The sequence below is a fragment of the Bradyrhizobium lablabi genome (assembly GCF_001440475.1).
In the GTDB taxonomy this organism is placed as follows: Bacteria; Pseudomonadota; Alphaproteobacteria; order Rhizobiales; family Xanthobacteraceae; genus Bradyrhizobium; species Bradyrhizobium lablabi.
Map to the genome: position 1 here is coordinate 24,592 of NZ_LLYB01000085.1, position 17,079 is coordinate 41,670.

The following is a 17,079-nucleotide window of genomic DNA, read 5'->3' on the forward strand; positions in this document are numbered from 1 at the left end:
ATCGCTGAATTGAAGATGGAATGGCGGCGGCCGCCCGCCGAATCAACGGCGGCGAACCACGCCCCAAATTGCGCAGACATGATCGAATCCCTGATCTCTCGATGGACCACGGGCATGCGCGCGCGCTGGTCGCGCGGCTGCCCACGTCGTTACGTCAGAGATCAGGCGATGGGGGGACGGTAGAGCAGAGAGGGCGCCTCGCCCGGCAGCCGCTGGAAATTCTCGGAGACGCACAGCGAGATCGGTGGCGTGGGCGTGGCGACGACGGGCGGATCGGTCGCGATCGCCGAAACGCACAGCATGGCGCAGCAAGGTCCCATGGAGCCCTTGCCGTCGTGGGGATGCTTGGCGTGCCCGGGCATCGCGTCGAGCTCGGGCATGGCGTCGTGCCCGGCATCGGCGTGATGCACCGCATGCTGATCCGCCTGCATCGCATGATGCTGGTGCGAGGCCGCTTGCTCTTCCTGAGCGCCCTCATGCACATGCGCGGCGGCTGTCGTTCCGGGCGGGGGCAGGAGGCATGACGCGGCGTCGCCGAGCGCCAGAGTCACGCCCGGCGCAAGCACGCAAAACAGATAGAGCAGGGCGGCAAACCACCCCGCTTTGGCGCGCATCGGCCTCGTCAAGCGAACGAACATCGCGGCAACCTAACGCTATCTGCCGATTCAGCCAAGCGCTGAGGGACGCTGTCCCATCACAACTGCATGCCCAATATCGCGGCAATGTGGCTTGACGTTAGGCGATTTGCCCCCGAAGTTGCGGCCGCCGTGGCAATTTCTTCTGAGCTTTCCAAGGATTCCGACCTGTTCGTTCCCGACTCGCGCCGGGCGTGGACCCGGCTTGCCGTGGCCGTGCTGATCGGCTCGCTCGGCAGTGTCGGCATGTGGTCGGTGGTGGTCGCGCTGCCGGTGGTGCAGACGGAATTCGCCGCAAGCCGCGGCACCGCCTCGCTGGCCTTTACGATGATCATGCTCGGCTTCGGCTCCGGCGCGGTGCTGACCGGCAAGATCACCGACCGCTACGGCATCGTCACCGCGATCGGGCTCGGCATCGGCATTCTGGGCCTCGGCTATATCGTCGCGGGCATGTCGACCTCGATCTGGCACTTCATCCTGGTGCATTTCGCCATCGGGCTGTCGTCGTCGGCGACCTTTGGTCCGCTGATGGCGGAGGCCTCGCACTGGTTCGACCGCTACCGCGGACTTGCGGTCGCGGTCGCCGCCAGCGGCAATTATATCGGCGGCGCGATCTGGCCACCGGTGATCAACTACGCCATCGAGCAATTGGGCTGGCGCACCACCCATATCGGGCTCGGCATCTTCACCGCGGTGGCGATGACGCTGGCGCTGATCGTGTTGCGGATGCTGATGGGGGCGGGAGGCCAGCGCGACCACGAGAACGCAGCGCCGCCGCGCATGGATTTGCGAATTTCCACCAATGCGCTGACGGCGATCCTGTCGCTGGCCGCCATTGCCTGCTGCGTCGCGATGTCGATGCCGCAGGTGCATATCGTCGCCTATTGCAGCGATCTCGGTTATGGCGTGGCGCGCGGCGCCGAGATGCTGTCGCTGATGCTCGGTTTCGGCATCATCAGCCGGATCGGAAGCGGTTTCCTCGCCGACAAGATCGGCGGCATCCGCACGCTTTTGATCGGGTCGGTGGCGCAGGGCACCGCGCTGTTGTTCTACCTGTTCTTCGACGGACTGACCTCGCTCTATGTGATTTCCGCGATGTTCGGCCTGTTCCAGGGCGGCATCGTGCCGAGTTATGCCATCATCGTGCGCGAGGCGATGCCGGCTTCGGAAGCAGCTACCCGCGTTGGCATCGTCATCTTCGCCTCCGTGTTCGGCATGTCATTCGGCGGCTGGGTCTCCGGCGCGATCTTCGACGCCACCGGCTCCTACATGGCGGCGTTCGCCAACGGGCTGGCATGGAACGCGCTGAATATCGGCATCATGCTATTGCTGTTGATGCGCGCGCGGCAGCGGCTGGCGATGGCGTAACGAGACGATCCAGGGGTTCTGGCGCGGAAGCGGGATCATGGCGTTTGCGATCAAGGCCGAAATCTCCGATCCGCGCGCGACCGCGTTCTCGCTCATGGCGCAAAAGACGATGTATGGCGGCAAGCAGATCGCCGAAGGCGACCCGATATTCGTGTTCGCGAGCGAGAACGAGGGCGGGCAGGGGCTGATCGCGCGCGGCGTCGTCACCTCCGCCGAGGCGGTTGCGAAGAAGCGCGGGATCGCGAGGCAAACGCCGCGCGTGAGCATCGCCATCAAACGCACCGCGCTGGCGAAGCGGCCACTGGGGCGGCGCGAGCTCAAGGGATTCGCCGACTGGAATGACGGCCAACCCGAGACCGAGCTCAACTTCAAATTCTATCGCCAGGCAACGAACAAGATCGTCGGCATTTCGGACCAGGCCGCGGAGTTTCTTGGCAAATTCTTCTAGCTGACGCTGCGGGAGACTAAACCGCCTGCCCCGCCTTCAACAGCGAGCACCCCGTAATCTTCAAACTGCCGTCGCTCTGCTGCTCCAGCGTGTACATCGCTTCCCAGGCTTCGCCATCGTCGTCGACGATGTGGACGCGCTGGGCGATGTGGCCGCCCGAAGCGCGCGCCTCGCCGAATTCGAAACTCTTGTGGCGGTAGACCGGGGCATAGCCCTGGCGGACCATCTGCATGAAGGTGTCGGCCTGCGGAAACAGCTGTTTGATCTCGGGCGCGGCGTGCGAATAGGCAGCCGCGGCATCGTCGCTGGCGAATGCCTGCTCCTGTGCCCGGATCACGCTTTGGGCTGTGGCGACGTCGTCGGCGAAAGCCGGTGCAGCCAGGCCGAGCAAGAGGGCCAGAAACAAGACGATGGCGCGCATGATGGAGCTCCGTGATCGATGCCACCAGATACGTTCTACACCGCAACCGGTTTCCTGTCCCGGGTTGCGTACGTCTACCGGATCGATCCGCGGAGATTGTCGATGTCCGGCGAGGGGCGGGCCGGAAACAGCCTTGCGGTCGACGAGTTCGAGAGATTGCGCTGGCATTTTGCTTGATCGGCCTTGTCGTCCTCGCTGCCGTCCTTTTTCCAGCGCTTTTTGGCGAAGACGTCGTCGAGACGGTTGACGATCAGCGTAGCGTGATCGCGTTCCAGCGTATCCGGGTTGTTGCGCTGCTCGCTGGAGCGGAAGACGCCGTTCACGATCTTGCCGGTCGTCTCATAGTCACAGCCGGCCTTCCAGTCGCCTTGCTCCCACTTCCAGCCCTTGGCTGTGATGGTGCCGTCCGCGTCGGCGGCGATCTTGATGACCGCGTTGTAGGCCAGCCAGATGCCGGCGAGGCCGGTGCGCCTGTCGTCAAAACCTTCAAGCAAGGCGATCCGCTCGCGCTGCAATCCATTGACATGGTCGCGGGCGTCGGTCGTGAAGTGCATCTGCGAGGTTTGTTTCTCCCAGGCCGGATGCAGGAACTGCGGAAACTGCGCGGCCTGCGTTCTCAGCCAATTGCGCTGGTCTTCCATCAGCGCGCGTTTCGTCACGTCATCCAGCCGCGGCAGCAATGCCTTCCAGGCGCGGTCCAGCCGCTGGTCGTTATCGGCAAGATCCGGATCGGCGCAAATCTCTTCCTTGGTCGCGGTGTCGGGACGCGCGCAGTCGAATGTCGGCGTCACGAAAGCCGTGTCCGCCTTGTCGGGCGCGGCGTCCGGCTTGCCTATCGGAAAATAACTCGCGGTGATCTGCTCGATCGATTCACAGCTGGGCAGGTCGTTGGTCCAGCCCTCGTCGCCGGGTATGATCGCGACGCGAAGCGTGTCGCCCTGGCGGCGCATCTTGATGGTTGGGGGCTTCTTCGGCTCAGAGGCGGTGGCTGCCTTCGCCGCGGCCTCGTCCGGCAGCAACGATCCCGCCAGCCACGCGCCGCCATCCGACTTCACGAGCGCACCCACCGTGCACTCCGCGTGACGGTTGCTGCCGTAGTTGACGCGGATGTTGACGGCGAGGCGATAGGCGCCGCTCTCCGCGGGCGTCACGACGATACCGCCGAACGCGCTGGTCCACCGGCCGGCAAAACCCGTGCGGCCAAAACCGTCAGCCATGCTTTCGAGCGCGGCGGCACGCGACTGCAGCGTTTCCGCAAAACCGGCGCGGAGGTCGGCATCGTCCATCTCCACCACGAGATCAGCGGCATCGAGGATCATTTCGTTGAACCAGGCTTGATCGCGCTTGAGCAGCGGCCGGATGTTGGCTGGTGCCTTTGGCAGCGCGGTGTCGAACGCCCTGTCGATCCGGGCGACGAGCTTGTCGTAGCCTGCCTCCCGGCAGAGGGCCGTCTTGATGCGGTCGGCGTCGGTCTCGTCGCACAATCTGATCGGGGTCGGCGCGCGGCTGGCGGCGCGGATGAAATCATCACTCGCGTTCGCCGCAGCGGGCGCGAGAGCGGTCAGCGCGATAGCGAGCGTGGCAAGGCGCAGCACGGACATTGATTACGGCTCTCGGGAGGGGTCCTCCGCCCTTGGTCGTCCGTGCTGCGGTTCGGGTTCAGCGCGCGGCCGTCCTCAGGGATCGATCGTGATCTCGATCGTCGCCAGTTCGTCCCGCTTCGCCGAAAGGGCCGTCATCTCCGCGATCACCGCCCCTGAAACACCGCGGCGCGTCGCTCGATGAAGGACTGGATGCCCTCGCGCGCATCGGCGCTGTTGAGCACACGCTCGCGGACCTTCGGAATGTAGGCGATGGCCGCCTGCTCGCCCTGTTCGGCATACTTCAGGGCCGCTTCCTTGGTGACCTGGATGCCGAGCGGCGCATTGCCGGCGATGATCTTGGCGAGCGCCATCGCGCGCTCGATCTGCTGGCCGGCCGGCACCACTTCCTGCACCAGGCCGATCTCGCGGGCGCGGGCTGCGGTGAACTCGTCGCACAGGAACAGATGATACATCGCGTTGCCCCAGCCGGTGCGCGACAGGAAGCGGAAATGCGCGCCGCCGAGCGGGGCGATGCCGCGCTTGGATTCCATCTGGCAGAAGCGGGCGTCGTCAGCGGCGACGACGATGTCGCCGGCCAGCATCAATTCGATGCCGATGGTGAAGACGATGCCCTGCACGGCGGTGACGATCGGCTTCTTGCACCGCTTCTGCAGGCCGAAGACGTCGACATTACCCTCCTTGAAGTTGCGCTTCTCGGCGTTAGGACCAAAGAACTTCGGCATGTCGAGGCCGGCGGTAAAGTCCTTGCCCTCGGCGCAGATGACGCCGACCCAATAGCTGTCGTTGTTGTGGAGTTCGGTCAGGGCATCCGATAATTGCTCCATCATCGCAGGCGAGAACGCGTTCTTCTTCGCCGGATTGTCGATGATGATCTTGAAGATGCGATCATGGATTTCGGTGCGGATTGTTCCTTCGGCGCTCATGGTCTTCCTCTCGAAATATTGGTGGGCGTGGCAGTGCGATCGCGCGTTGCTATCGCTCGTATTTGACAGCGAGCGAGGTGCGGATCGCGGCCGCCCGCTCCGGCGAGAAATGCGAGGCGCCATGCTCGAGCAGATCGAGGAATGACAGCACGCCGCCGCGCGAGCCCCAGCTTCCTTCCTCGATGATACGGAAATTGATCCACCAGGCGGGCGAGGGGGTTTTCATCCCGCACGCCTCCGCCAGCGCCGTGTGGATGTTGCGGATCACGGTCGCGCGATCCTCGCGCGTCCAGCAGCAGTCCATGACAGCGACATCGATCAGCATGACGTCGCTCGGCCTGTCCGATAGCAATTCGCCGCCATGGGCGATCATGTCGAGTGGCCGCTCGGCAAAATGCACCTGATAGCCGCGGCGTGCCTCCGGCGTGAGCTTGCCGACTTCCGGCACCAGCACGGCATCGGTCAGCGTTTTTGCCAGCACGCGCCGCTGATCGGCGTTCAGCCGGCCCTGCGGCGTCATCACATGGATAAACGTCATGGCGGGCTCCTTCTGTCGGCATATTCCTGACTATGACGATCGTCATAACTTCACAGGGGGCTGGCTATGTCAAGTGTCATATTATAGGATGTGCCATTCCGCTGGAGAGGATCCGATGACGTCAGATACCCGCGCCAAGATGGTGGCAGGCGCCGCCGACCTGATGAGCCGCCGCGGCGTCAACGCCACCAGCATGCGCGAGGTGGTGCGTCACACCGGTACGCCGCGTGGTTCCATCAGCCATCATTTCCCGCGCGGCAAGCAGCAACTGATCGAGGATGCGGTGGTGTTCGCGGGCCGGACGGTCTCGGGGCCGCTGGAGCATCTGGTGCAGTCGCGCGGCGCCATTGCGGGCCTGCGTACCTTCATCGGCCTGTGGCGTCAGACGCTGGAGAAGTCGAAATTCGAGGCCGGCTGTCCAGTGCTCGCAGTCGCGGTCGAGCAATATGTCAACGACGCGACGGAAAAGGACGGCGCGCCGGACGAAGCCGCGCAGCAACATCTGCTCGATCTCGCCGATGGCGTATTCGCCGACTGGCAGCGCATCATGTTCACGGCGCTGCGCCGCGAGGGCGTCGCGCCGGTGCGCGCGCGGCGGCTGGCGGCGCTCGTCATCGCCTCTACGGAGGGAACGGTCGCGATGTGCCGCGCGGCGCGCAGCGCCCAGCCGCTCGAGGACGTCAGGCAGGAGCTCGAACTGGTGCTGTCGAGCGCGCTGGCGAAGTGAGGCCGAGATGCATCACATTCGAGTCCCGATGTCAGACATCCAACGGAGGGGATCTGGCGAGATTGAGCGGTTTGAGGTGACGTAGTCAATCTCGCCCCGTGTGATACCAATGTCCGCAAGCTCGCTGCCCGTCAGCCGACACAACTCGGTTCGCAGCCTCTCGCGTTTGCGCCGCGCCTGAAATGCATTCCAGTATGCTTCGAGAGGACTGTAGACCGGTCGCTTTGTGGTTGCCGATACCAGCTCGGCAGGTGCCTGGGTCGTGCTCATTGCGGTGTGTCCTGTCGGGATGACCAGGCAATGTTGCCGCTAGATGCGCCGACGCGCTTAATTGGTGGCTTACATTTCCCTTGCCGGCAGCTTATTCTTGGGGGCCTCGGGGGAGGTGTGCCCGAAGAAGGAATGGCAACGTGCGCTATCTCTTCGAGGATTACACGCTTGACATTGAAAAGCGTGAACTGCACCGCGGGGCGGATGCGGTGTCGATCACACCGCAGGTCTTTGACCTGCTCGATTACTTGATTCGAAACAGGGAGCGTGTCGTCAGCAAAGACGACCTCATTAGCGCCGTTTGGAATGGACGCATAGTATCTGATGCTGCGTTGACGACCCGCCTGAACGCCGCCCGGAACGCGATCGGCGATTCCGGCGAAGAGCAGCGCCTTCTCAAGACCCTGGCGCGGAAGGGCTTCCGGTTTGTCGGGCAAGTGCAGGAAGAGCGAGGCGGCGCAGCGCCCGACAACCGGGCAGAACCGCCGATAATCTCCCCGACGCTGCCCGCGAGACCATCACTCGCCGTCCTCCCCTTCGTCAACCTGAGCCTGGATCCGGAGCAGGAGTATTTTGCCGACGGCGTCGTGGAGGACATCACGATGGCGCTGTCGCGCTTTCACTGGCTCTTTGTGATCGCACGCAATTCGAGCTTCACCTACAAGGGTCGAAGTGCAGACGTGAGGCAGGTCGGGCGCGAGCTTGGGGTGCGCTACGTGCTCGAAGGCAGCGTGCGCAAGGCGGGAAATCGCCTGCGCATCGCGGGACAGCTTATCGACGCCGAAACTGGATCGCATCTGTGGGCAGCCCACTTTGATGGTGCGCTCGAGGACGTGTTTGATTTACAGGACCATGTGACTTCCAGCGTGGTGGGTGCGATCGCACCAAAGCTGCAGCGCGAGGAAATCAAGCGGGCAAAGCGCAAACCAACTGAAAATCTGGATGCATACGACTATTATCTCCGTGGGCTGGCCAGCGCAGGTCGGTGGACCAAGGACGGGAACGCCGAAGCACTCCGGCTCTTTTGCAAGGCAATTGAGCTCGATCACGGTCTGGCCTGCGCCTATGGCATGGCTGCGTGGTGCTACGTGCGGCGGAAAGCGCGTGGCTGGATGGATGAAAATATTCAGGAAAGTGCGGAAGCCGTGCGGCTGGCCCGGAAGGCTGTGCTGCTGGGGGAAGATGACCCTATCGCGCTGTGTATGGGTGGGTATGCACTCGCCTTGGTAGCCCGTGAGTTCGACGACGCGGCGGCGTTCATGGACAGGGGACTTGCGGTAAATCCCAACTTGGGGCGAAGTTGGATCCTTAGTGCGTGGTTGAGAGTCTGGAGAGGTGAGCCGGATTTGGCACTCGAGCACGCTGCGCACGCCATGCGCTTGAGCCCGCTCGATCCTTCCACCTACGCCATGCATGGGGCCATGGCCTATGCCCATTTTCTCGCAGGCCGCCATGACACGGCGTCGTCATGCGCCGAAAGCTCTCTGCGCTTCAACCCGAATTTCCTGCTGGCTACATGCGTTTTCGCAGCGAGCAATGCCGTCGCGGGGCGACTCGACCTGGCACAACGAGCGATATCACGAGCACTCGAAGATGATCCCGGTTTGCGCGCCAACAATCTGAGAGATTTGTTTCGTCGGGAGGAGGACTTCGCCACCCTCGCCAAGGGTCTCCGCCATGCGGGCCTTCCCGATTGATTGTGATGCCGCATGCTCCAAGGGAGACCTGAAACGGTCATGGTGACCGTGAACCGGTTGGCTGGCGCCGATGGCTCGGCCCCTGCCTTGGGCTGGCCCTTCTCAAAGGCAGCAAACGCAGTCGTTGCCATTGCCGGAAGAACTCACGATGCCAGCGCGGCTAGAAGCATCCGCGCGAGGTCGGCGCTGACGTAGGGTTTCGGCAGCAGCAGCACGCCAGGATCGAGACGGCCATGATGGATGAGGGCATTCTCGGCATAGCCGGAGGTATACAGCACTTTCAGCTCCGGGCGCCGTTTGATCCCCTCGGTCGCGAGCTGGCGGCCATTCACGCCACCGGGGAGCATGACGTCGGTGAACAGCAGGTCAATGCGTTCGGGTCCATCGATGATGGCCAGCGCCTCGGCCGCATTGGCGGCGGCGCGCGTGCGGAATCCGAAGCGGGTGATTTGCGCCACGACGTATTCGCGGACCAGCGGATCGTCCTCGACAATCAGGATGGACTGGTCGCTATGCTCGCCAGCATATCCGCCGGTCTCGCCGGCGAGCTCCTCCGGGCCGCCACCCGTGGCCTGCGGCAGATACAGCTTCACGGTCGTGCCGTGGCCTTCTTCGCTATAGATCTTGATATGTCCATTCGACTGCTTGACGAAGCCATAGACCATGCTGAGGCCGAGCCCTGATCCTTTCCCGGCTTCCTTGGTGGTAAAGAACGGCTCAAACACCTTTTCGAGCAGGTTGCTCGGGATTCCATCGCCAGTGTCACTCACTGCGATCATGACGTAGTTGCCCGGTTTAACCTCGCTATTCAGGCGAGCGTAGTTCTCATCGAGCACCACATTCTTGGTTTCCAGCGTCAGCTTGCCGCCGTTGGGCATGGCGTCGCGCGCATTCAGGGCCAGGTTCAGCATCGCGGTCGAGAGCTGACTGGGATCAATCAGGGCCGGTGCGGAATCGTGCGCCAGCATCGATTCAATCTCGATGTGCTCGCCGAGGGTCGGCCGCAGCAGGTCCGCGGCATCGATCACCAGCGCATTGACGTCGGTGTTGCGCGGCTGCAGCGGCTGTCGACGGGAGAACGCCAGCAAATGCTTCGTCAGCTCGGCCCCTCTTGCCGCGGCTCCACTGATCAGATTGGTGATCTGAACGAGATGCGGACGATCCTTGACCGCATCGCTGAGGATCTCGATGGTCCCGGTGATCACGGTCAGGATGTTGTTGAAGTCGTGCGCGACGCCACCGGTGAGCTGGCCGATGGCCTCCATTTTCTGCGCTTGCTGGATATTGGATTCGGTGGCCTCTTTCTCTTCAAAGCGCTTGACCATGGCCTCGGCCTCGCGGCGTTGCCTGACTTCCTCTTCAAGCGCGGCATAGGCATTGGCAAGCTGAATTCGCGTGGGCAGCACCAGGATCCGCGGCAACGCCAGCAGTAGAGCTGCCGTGATCGCGACCGAGATCAGCGCCAGGACAACTTTGGTCAGGGCCTCGATTTCATAGGCCGGCACCCACATGGTGTAGATCGACAGCAGGCGGCTCACGCCGCAGACGGCGACGAAGATCGCGAACATCAAAAATACGCCCCGGAACATAAGCTCGCGGTGGCGCCGCCACACGAAGAGCGCGAGAACGAGCGCCGTAGTAAAGAAGGCCCCGGCGAGGATCGCGTCGGAAACGACATTCAGCCAGATCAATTCCGGCTTCCACAACAGGCACGCGCCGTGCTCGGTGAGCTTCGACATGTGGAAAAGCTCCAAGAAGGGGCTGCAGGGGAGCAGCCGCAATCCTCCGATCCCTCCGTCAGGACCCAAGGAAACTATTCAGCTTTTTCGCCACTCGCGCAAGCGCAGCGCCGGCTCGGCGGATGTTCTCGCGACCATCTTTGAAATAGCCTTAATTCTCATGGCCAACGGTGGCACCGTGGTCGAACCGAACAGGTGACGGTGATCGAGTGAGGCTGGCGACTTCTCCGTTGTTTGCAGACGTCTTGGACGCGGTGCAGCGCGGTACCTGAAGGTCTTTGGCTGTTGATCTATCTCAATGCAGCTTTTTTGAGTTGGCAGACGGTCAATGGTCGATTTCCGCAGGACGGCGGCCTCGGGTCAGACAACGTCACTTTGTTGACCGCAGTCTGATGCGCGCACAGCAGGACAATAGGCGAGGTGAGTAACCATGGCCGCGACAATCTACCTTCTTATTCTTGTCGCTGCGTTCATAGGCATCGTGATCTGGGTGTTCGGCCGCAAGCGCAAAGCGCGCTTTGAGGCGGACGCCCGGATTCCTTTCGACGATAACAAGGGTAATCAGTCATGACGGTGGCCGGTTGGTTGGCCCCAGAACAGCCCAATCAGCGATGCCGAAGTTGCATAGCATGTACGCCGGGGGCGGTGCAAAAAGGTGGATGACGGTTCCGTCAGTCGCCAGCAAAGAGGCGAACGCCACCACCGTGCCGGCTTAAGGTGCCGAGATCATGATTAAGCGTCTTTTGCGACGTTTGCTGATTTTTGGATTAGGCATCTTTTGTGTCTGGTTGATCGTCTTTGTCGTCTTTGAAACCGCGGACCGCAGGTTACCCTGGATCCTGGCCGTCGGCATCACCTATGGAATCGCCGCGTATATTGTCCTGCCGCGCGCCATTCGCGTGGGACTGAAGATCCTCCAACGCAAACGTGTGCCTAGTTACACGATTACGGGTGACGGTTTGCCCGGAGACCCGGTGAACGTCGCACTCATAGGTACTCTCCAGCAGCTTCGCGCGGCCTTTGCGGCACTCGGCTGGTCGGAAGCAGATCGGCTCAGTCTAGCCAGCTCATGGGGCATGATCCGTGCTTTCGTATTCAACTCCCCGTACCCCAGCGCTCCATTCAGCACGCTCTATCTTTTTGGCCGTGGCCAAGACATTGGTTTTCAAAAGGCGATCGATAATAGCCCACGAAAGCGCCATCACATCCGGTTCTGGGCTTTGAGCCTAACGCGTGCCCGGGACACCTGGGGGGCAGCGGACTTCTGGCAGAATACCAAACGCCCGCCGGACAATGAACGCGCTCTGTGGGTAGGAGCCGGCACCAGGGACACTGGCTTGTCCCTAACTCGCCTTTCATTTCAGATCACCCACGCCACGGACTCGGATACGAATGCAGAGCGCGACCATATCGTCGGTGAATTGAGGAGAAATCGATCTATCGAGGCGGAGCAAGTGTATCGGGCCGGCCAAAATCTCCCCACCGAACGCGTCAACCGCTACATTACTGATGGCGAGATCATGTTGGCGAGGTTGGTGGTAGATGGCGATCGACGCCAAAGTTAGGCATTGCTGTCGCTATGTCACAAGCAGTCGTGGGAATGTCCGCTGGCGGTCGTTGTGCCGCCATTGATCTCAATGGGAGCTGATCCATGAAATGTACCAAGCCGTCGCTTACCGTCTTCTGCATCGTGCTAGCCGTGCCTCTGTCCTTGAGTATTGGAAAACTCAATGCGCGTGATGCCGATGACGCCACCAGTACGTTAGCGCGCGCACAGACCGCCAAGCAGCAATGCATAAGCACGTGTCGTGCACGCTATCGCGACTGTCGTCGTCTGAACCAGCTGCCGTCGTTCGAGTGTCGGGGTGTTTACCAGGACTGCACCCGATACTCTTGTACTGGTTCGGGCCCGGGATGACTGTCGTGGCTTTGCTGCCTCGACCTCTCGATCCCTGCTGACCGCGTCGCCGATCTGACCGAATGATGCTGCGCTGCATGAGTCCGGAGGTGGTCCCAATCCGAACACGCCAGTAGGCGGTTCCGGCGTCCGCTTCGAGCCAAAGGATCGCAACCGTTGCAGCGGCGCTATATAAGTATATCGCCAGCCGCTCAAAACGTCGGCGGCGTGCAGGCCGAGATGACCTCGCAAGCCTTCGCGCCGACGCAGCGGAAGCGATGCGGGCGGCGGCTTTCGAAATAGTAGGCGTCGCCGGGGTCGAGGATGCGGCGCTCGTCGTCGACGGTTACTTCCAGCCGGCCGCTCACCACGATGCCGCCTTCCTCGCCGTCATGGGTCAGCGGCACGCGGCCGGTGTCGCTGCCGGGCTCGTAGCGCTCTTTCAGGATCTGCAACGCGCGGCCGAACAGGTTGTCGCCGACCTGGCGGTAGGAGATCGGCTGCTTGCCGATTTCGGTCAGCTCATCCGAGCGATAGAACGCCTTGCGCGGGCGCTCCGGCTCGATCGCGAAGAACTCGGCGAGGCCCATGGGAAGGCCGTCGAGGATGCGCTTGAGCGCGCCGACCGAGGGGTTCATCTGGTTCGATTCGATCAGCGAAATCGTCGAATTGGTCACGCCGGAACGCTTGGCCAGCTCCCGCTGCGACAGCTTGTGCCGGGCCCGGATGAATCGGAGTCGCCCGCCGATATCGACGCTCATCGGAAAATCCCTGTTGCAGGTGTTTCGGATCGAACAAATATGCCCTGTCGGGGTCAATAAAATCAATAGGTTGCAGGACCAAAGAAAAGGACTTGTTGTGGCTTCTTGATCGTGGCCCGGTGCTACCTTGAGCTGCCAGCAAAGGAGCTAAGCGCCGTGACCCTCCATCAGAAGCCGAACACCCTGCAGACCGACTCGTTCTGGATGCCTTTCACGGCCAACCGGCAGTTCAAAAAGGCGCCGCGGCTGTTCGCCTCCGCCGAGGGCATGCACTACACGACCGTCGACGGCCGCAAAGTGATCGACGGCTCCGCCGGCCTCTGGTGTGTCAATGCCGGTCATGGCCGCCGCCAGATCGCCGCCGCCGTCGAACGGCAGTTGATGAACCTCGACTTCGCGCCCTCGTTCAATATGGGCCACCCGCTGGCGTTCGATTTCGCGGAGCGGCTCACCGAGATCGCCCCGAAGGGGCTCGATCGCATCTTCTTCACCAATTCGGGTTCGGAGTCGGTCGACACCGCGCTGAAGATCGCGCTGGCCTATCAGCGCGCCATCGGGCAGGCGACGCGCACGCGCCTGATCGGCCGCGAGCGCGGCTATCACGGCGTCGGCTTCGGCGGCATGTCGGTCGGCGGCATGGTGGCGAACCGCCGCGCGTTCGCGACCCATCTGCCGGGCGTCGACCACATCCGTCACACCCATGATCTCACGCGCAACGCCTTCGCCAAGGACCAGCCGGATCACGGCGCCGAACTCGCCGACGATGTCGAGCGGATGGTGGCGCTGCATGGCGCCGATACCATCGCCGCCGTCATCGTCGAGCCGGTGCCGGGCTCGACCGCGGTGCTGCCGCCGCCGAAGGGCTATCTGCAGCGCCTGCGCGAACTCTGCACCAAGCACGGCATCCTCCTGATTTTCGACGAGGTCATCACCGGCTTCGGCCGTCTCGGCGCGCCGTTCGCGGCCGACTATTTCGGCGTTACGCCCGACATGATGACGACCGCCAAGGGCATCACCAACGGCACCGTGCCCTGCGGCGCTGTTTTCGCCAGCCGCAAGATCCATGACGGGCTGATGACGGGCCCGGAAGGCACGATCGAGCTGTTCCATGGCTACACCTATTCGGCGCATCCGACCGCCTGCGCCGCTGGCCTTGCGACGCTCGACATCTACAAGGACGAACAGCTTCTCACGCGCGGCGCGTCGATGGCCGAATACTGGCGCGATGGGCTGCACTCGCTGAAGGGCCTGCCGAACGTCGTCGATATCCGCAATGTCGGCCTGATGGGCGCCGTCGAAGTCGCGCCACGCAGCGACGGCGTCGGTGCGCGCGGCTATGACGTGATGGTCGACTGCTTCAATCGCGGGCTTTACCTGCGCATGAGCGGCGACAGCTTTGCGTTGTCGCCGCCCTTGATCGTCGAGAAGAGCCATATCGACGATATCGTCTCGATCCTCGGCGACGCGATCAAGCGCGTGGCCTGATCCTTGCTCGTAAGGAAAGACAGAAGCCGCGGCAGTGTTGCCGCGGCGAATGTGTGAGGGATCGTGAAAGTCATCGTTCTCGGCAGTGGCGTCATCGGCGTCACCTCAGCCTATTATCTGGCGCGCGCCGGCCATGAAGTTGTTGTCGTCGACCGTCAGGCCGAGCCCGCACTGGAGACCAGTTTCGCCAATGCCGGCGAAGTCTCGCCCGGCTATTCCTCGCCCTGGGCCGGGCCCGGCGTGCCGGTGAAAGCGATCAAATGGCTGTTGATGCGGCACGGCCCGCTGGTGATCTGGCCCAAGCTCGATCCCATGATGTGGATCTGGGGCCTGAAGATGCTGCGCAACTGCACGACAGAGCGCTACGCCGTCAACAAGAGCCGGATGATTCCGATTGCCGAATACAGCCGCGACTGCCTGCGGGCGCTGCGCGACGAGATCGGCATCAGATATGACGAGCGCAGCCGCGGCACGTTGCAGCTCTTCCGCAAGCAGAAGCAGCTCGACTCGACCGGCGACGACATCGCGGTGCTCAAGCAGTATGGCGTTCCCTACGAAGTGCTCGACCGCGACGGCTGCATCGGCGCGGAGCCGGCGCTGGCGACGGCGAAGGCCAGCTTCGTCGGCGGGCTTCGGCTGCCGCAGGACGAGACCGGCGATTGCCACATGTTTACGCAGGCGCTCGCCCAGGAGGCAGCCAAGCTCGGCGTGCAGTTCAAGTTCAATACGACGATCGAACGGCTGGTCGCGGACGGCGGCAAGATATCAGGCGTGATGACGAGCGAGGGCCTGCTGCAGGCCGACACCTATGTCGCTGCGTTGGGAAGCTGGTCGCCGCGATTCCTCAAGCCACTCGGCATTTCTGTTCCGGTCTACCCGGTGAAGGGCTATTCGATCACCGTGCCGGTGATCGATCCCGACGGCGCGCCGGTCTCGACCGTGATGGACGAAAGCTACAAGGTCGCGATCACGCGGCTGGGGAATCGCATCCGCGTCGGCGGCACCGCGGAAATCTCGGGCTATTCGAATATGCTGCATCCGGCACGGCAGGCGACGCTCGATCATTCGCTGACCGACATGTTTCCGCGCGGCGGCGATCTCGGCAAGGCGAGCTTCTGGTCCGGCCTGCGCCCGATGACCCCGGACGGCCCGCCTGTGATCGGCGCGACGCGCTACAGCAATCTGCACCTCAACACCGGCCACGGCACGCTCGGCTGGACCATGGCGTGCGGCTCGGGGCGGGTGCTGGCGGATCTGCTGTCAGGACGGAAGCCGGATATCGATGTGAGCGAGCTTACGGTTAGCCGGTACGATCACCGGTTTGGGTGATTTCATCAGCCATTCCGGGACGCCACGATCGATAGATGGGCAACTGAGGATGGATGACGATGTCGGAGCGGCTTCCCAAGATCACCGTGGGACTATTGTTCGGCGGACGCTCCGCAGAGCACGAGGTCTCCCGGGCGTCCGCGGCGAACGTGTTGCGAGCTCTCGATCCCACCAAATACAATGTCGTGTTGATCGGTTTGGCCAAGGACGGCCGCTGGCTGTTGTGCGACGCCGGAAATCAAGCCGGAACGGTTGCAACAGCGCTCACCATCCCGGAGGATGGCGCTCCGCTCGCGCTGGTGCCCGGCGGAAAAGGACGATCGTTGCGGTTCGCCGAGGGCGAGCAAAAGGGCGCCGTTCACGTTGACGTTATGTTTCCGGTGTTGCACGGGCCGAACGGCGAAGATGGAACGATCCAGGGGGCACTTGAACTCGCCGACGTGGCCTATGTCGGATCCTCGGTGTTGGGATCCGCGGCCGCCATGGACAAGGACGTTGCAAAGCGGTTGGCACGGGATGCCGGCCTTCCCGTCGTGCCTTTCGCTACGTTGACGTCTCAAGCCCCGCTTGACTACGCGACGGTCGTCCGCGCGGTCGGCAGCACAGACGTATTTGTCAAACCAGCCAATCTGGGATCGTCCGTGGGCATATCCCGCGCGAGGTCGGCCGAGGAGTTCGCTCAGTCGTGCGCACTCGCTTTCCGATTTGACAGCAAGATTCTCGCAGAACGATGCATCGATCGCGCCCGCGAGATTGAGTGCTCCGTGCTCGAAGATGAGAAAGGCTGTGTTCGCGCCTCGTCCCTCGGCGAAATCGTGCCCGCAGACAGTCATGGCTTTTATTCTTATAAAGCAAAGTATACCGATGCGGCGGGAGCTAGACTGATCATTCCCGCAGATATTCCACCTGAACGCACGGAGCGTTTGCAGGCGCTTGCCATCAAGACCTTTCAGGTTCTTGGCTGCGGAGGTTTGGCTCGTGTCGACTTTTTCCTCAAAGGCGAAGAAGTCGTCGTGAATGAGGTAAATACCCTGCCGGGCTTCACCTCCATCAGCATGTATCCAAAGCTCTGGGAGGCGTCAGGAGTCTCACAGTCCGAGTTGATGGATATCCTGATCGCTCACGCGCTCGCCCGGCACGCGCGACAGCAGCATTCTACGGAGGGGGATGCCTGAGCAACCAAGCGAAGAGCGTTCCTGTTTCAGCCGATGGAATAACGACCGTCATTGCGAGCGCA

General features: G+C 62.6%; 18 protein-coding genes. 10 read left to right on the forward strand and 8 right to left on the reverse strand.

The window, feature by feature from the left end:
• Nucleotides 1–161: 161 nt before the first annotated feature.
• Complete coding sequence (locus tag CQ14_RS23725) at nt 162–614, reverse strand: hypothetical protein (protein ID WP_156435344.1); 453 nt, start codon at nt 612–614, stop codon at nt 162–164.
• A 153-nt stretch (nt 615–767) separates the two neighbouring features.
• Here CQ14_RS23725 and CQ14_RS23730 point away from each other — a divergent pair, with 153 nt between their 5' ends.
• Nucleotides 768–2,003, forward strand: a complete 1,236-nt coding sequence (locus CQ14_RS23730) for an MFS transporter (protein ID WP_057860311.1) — start codon at nt 768–770, stop codon at nt 2,001–2,003.
• A gap of 37 nt (nt 2,004–2,040) precedes the next feature.
• The gene (locus CQ14_RS23735; RefSeq protein ID WP_057860259.1) at nt 2,041–2,451 is read left to right on the forward strand and encodes a hypothetical protein; all 411 of its coding nucleotides are present in this window, start codon (nt 2,041–2,043) and stop codon (nt 2,449–2,451) included.
• Nucleotides 2,452–2,467: 16 nt separating this feature from the next.
• Here CQ14_RS23735 and CQ14_RS23740 read toward each other — a convergent pair whose 3' ends face one another.
• The 4 genes from CQ14_RS23740 to CQ14_RS23755 form a co-directional block, all read right to left on the reverse strand.
• On the reverse strand, nt 2,468–2,872 hold the full coding sequence (locus CQ14_RS23740; RefSeq protein WP_057860260.1) for a DUF4864 domain-containing protein: 405 nt from the start codon (nt 2,870–2,872) through the stop codon (nt 2,468–2,470).
• Nucleotides 2,873–2,946: 74 nt separating this feature from the next.
• Nucleotides 2,947–4,473, reverse strand: a complete 1,527-nt coding sequence (locus CQ14_RS23745) for a lysozyme inhibitor LprI family protein (RefSeq protein ID WP_057860261.1) — start codon at nt 4,471–4,473, stop codon at nt 2,947–2,949.
• A gap of 146 nt (nt 4,474–4,619) precedes the next feature.
• A complete protein-coding gene (locus tag CQ14_RS23750) occupies nt 4,620–5,399 on the reverse strand; it encodes a crotonase/enoyl-CoA hydratase family protein (protein WP_057860262.1) in 780 nt (259 codons plus the stop codon).
• A gap of 49 nt (nt 5,400–5,448) precedes the next feature.
• The gene (locus tag CQ14_RS23755; protein WP_057860263.1) at nt 5,449–5,937 is read right to left on the reverse strand and encodes a tautomerase family protein; all 489 of its coding nucleotides are present in this window, start codon (nt 5,935–5,937) and stop codon (nt 5,449–5,451) included.
• 115 nt (nt 5,938–6,052) lie between these two features.
• On the opposite strand from CQ14_RS23755, the gene CQ14_RS23760 reads away from it, so the two are divergent.
• Nucleotides 6,053–6,664 (forward strand): TetR/AcrR family transcriptional regulator, encoded by a 612-nt coding sequence (locus CQ14_RS23760; RefSeq protein WP_057860264.1) that lies wholly within the window; start codon nt 6,053–6,055, stop codon nt 6,662–6,664.
• A 12-nt stretch (nt 6,665–6,676) separates the two neighbouring features.
• On the opposite strand, the gene CQ14_RS47655 is transcribed toward CQ14_RS23760, so the two are convergent.
• Nucleotides 6,677–6,934 (reverse strand): DUF1127 domain-containing protein, encoded by a 258-nt coding sequence (locus CQ14_RS47655; protein ID WP_082650010.1) that lies wholly within the window; start codon nt 6,932–6,934, stop codon nt 6,677–6,679.
• Between the two features lie 140 nt (nt 6,935–7,074).
• On the opposite strand from CQ14_RS47655, the gene CQ14_RS23765 reads away from it, so the two are divergent.
• Nucleotides 7,075–8,631, forward strand: a complete 1,557-nt coding sequence (locus CQ14_RS23765) for a winged helix-turn-helix domain-containing protein (protein WP_057860265.1) — start codon at nt 7,075–7,077, stop codon at nt 8,629–8,631.
• Between the two features lie 143 nt (nt 8,632–8,774).
• Here the strand turns inward: CQ14_RS23765 and CQ14_RS23770 are convergent, their stop codons facing one another.
• Entirely contained in the window at nt 8,775–10,370 is a 1,596-nt protein-coding gene (locus tag CQ14_RS23770) for an ATP-binding protein (RefSeq protein WP_057860312.1), read from the reverse strand.
• Between CQ14_RS23770 and CQ14_RS43835 the strand changes: the two genes are divergently transcribed.
• From CQ14_RS43835 to CQ14_RS23780, 3 genes are all read left to right on the forward strand, one after another.
• Nucleotides 10,369–10,569 (forward strand): hypothetical protein, encoded by a 201-nt coding sequence (locus CQ14_RS43835; RefSeq protein WP_156435346.1) that lies wholly within the window; start codon nt 10,369–10,371, stop codon nt 10,567–10,569. The two genes, CQ14_RS23770 and CQ14_RS43835, sit on opposite strands and share 2 nt — an antisense overlap.
• Nucleotides 10,570–10,800: 231 nt before the next feature.
• Nucleotides 10,801–10,941 carry a cbb3-type cytochrome oxidase subunit 3 gene (locus CQ14_RS23775; RefSeq protein WP_057860266.1) on the forward strand — a complete coding sequence of 47 codons (141 nt, stop codon included), beginning with the start codon at nt 10,801–10,803 and terminating at the stop codon, nt 10,939–10,941.
• Nucleotides 10,942–11,098: 157 nt separating this feature from the next.
• A complete protein-coding gene (locus CQ14_RS23780) occupies nt 11,099–11,935 on the forward strand; it encodes an LssY C-terminal domain-containing protein (protein WP_057860267.1) in 837 nt (278 codons plus the stop codon).
• Between the two features lie 544 nt (nt 11,936–12,479).
• Here the strand turns inward: CQ14_RS23780 and CQ14_RS23785 are convergent.
• A complete protein-coding gene (locus tag CQ14_RS23785) occupies nt 12,480–13,028 on the reverse strand; it encodes a cupin domain-containing protein (RefSeq protein WP_057860268.1) in 549 nt (182 codons plus the stop codon).
• Between the two features lie 156 nt (nt 13,029–13,184).
• On the opposite strand from CQ14_RS23785, the gene aptA reads away from it, so the two are divergent.
• The 3 genes from aptA (at nt 13,185) to CQ14_RS23800 (ending at nt 17,017) form a co-directional block, all read left to right on the forward strand.
• Nucleotides 13,185–14,513: an omega-aminotransferase AptA gene (gene aptA, locus CQ14_RS23790; RefSeq protein ID WP_057860269.1), complete on the forward strand. Its 1,329-nt coding sequence runs from the start codon at nt 13,185–13,187 to the stop codon at nt 14,511–14,513.
• A gap of 63 nt (nt 14,514–14,576) precedes the next feature.
• Entirely contained in the window at nt 14,577–15,842 is a 1,266-nt protein-coding gene (locus CQ14_RS23795) for a D-amino acid dehydrogenase (RefSeq protein ID WP_057860270.1), read from the forward strand.
• Between the two features lie 59 nt (nt 15,843–15,901).
• Nucleotides 15,902–17,017 (forward strand): D-alanine--D-alanine ligase family protein, encoded by a 1,116-nt coding sequence (locus CQ14_RS23800; RefSeq protein ID WP_156435348.1) that lies wholly within the window; start codon nt 15,902–15,904, stop codon nt 17,015–17,017.
• Nucleotides 17,018–17,079: the final 62 nt, after the last annotated feature.

Coding starts and splice junctions, on each gene's coding strand:
- CQ14_RS23725 (WP_156435344.1), bottom strand. CDS start 614: ATGCGCGCCAAAGCGGGGTGGTTTGCCGCCCTGCTCTATCTGTTTTGC.
- CQ14_RS23735 (WP_057860259.1), top strand. CDS start 2,041: ATGGCGTTTGCGATCAAGGCCGAAATCTCCGATCCGCGCGCGACCGCG.
- CQ14_RS23740 (WP_057860260.1), bottom strand. CDS start 2,872: ATGCGCGCCATCGTCTTGTTTCTGGCCCTCTTGCTCGGCCTGGCTGCA.
- CQ14_RS23745 (WP_057860261.1), bottom strand. CDS start 4,473: ATGTCCGTGCTGCGCCTTGCCACGCTCGCTATCGCGCTGACCGCTCTC.
- CQ14_RS23750 (WP_057860262.1), bottom strand. CDS start 5,399: ATGAGCGCCGAAGGAACAATCCGCACCGAAATCCATGATCGCATCTTC.
- CQ14_RS23755 (WP_057860263.1), bottom strand. CDS start 5,937: ATGACGTTTATCCATGTGATGACGCCGCAGGGCCGGCTGAACGCCGAT.
- CQ14_RS23760 (WP_057860264.1), top strand. CDS start 6,053: ATGACGTCAGATACCCGCGCCAAGATGGTGGCAGGCGCCGCCGACCTG.
- CQ14_RS47655 (WP_082650010.1), bottom strand. CDS start 6,934: ATGAGCACGACCCAGGCACCTGCCGAGCTGGTATCGGCAACCACAAAG.
- CQ14_RS43835 (WP_156435346.1), top strand. CDS start 10,369: ATGTGGAAAAGCTCCAAGAAGGGGCTGCAGGGGAGCAGCCGCAATCCT.
- CQ14_RS23770 (WP_057860312.1), bottom strand. CDS start 10,370: ATGTCGAAGCTCACCGAGCACGGCGCGTGCCTGTTGTGGAAGCCGGAA.
- CQ14_RS23775 (WP_057860266.1), top strand. CDS start 10,801: ATGGCCGCGACAATCTACCTTCTTATTCTTGTCGCTGCGTTCATAGGC.
- CQ14_RS23780 (WP_057860267.1), top strand. CDS start 11,099: ATGATTAAGCGTCTTTTGCGACGTTTGCTGATTTTTGGATTAGGCATC.
- CQ14_RS23785 (WP_057860268.1), bottom strand. CDS start 13,028: ATGAGCGTCGATATCGGCGGGCGACTCCGATTCATCCGGGCCCGGCAC.
- CQ14_RS23800 (WP_156435348.1), top strand. CDS start 15,902: ATGTCGGAGCGGCTTCCCAAGATCACCGTGGGACTATTGTTCGGCGGA.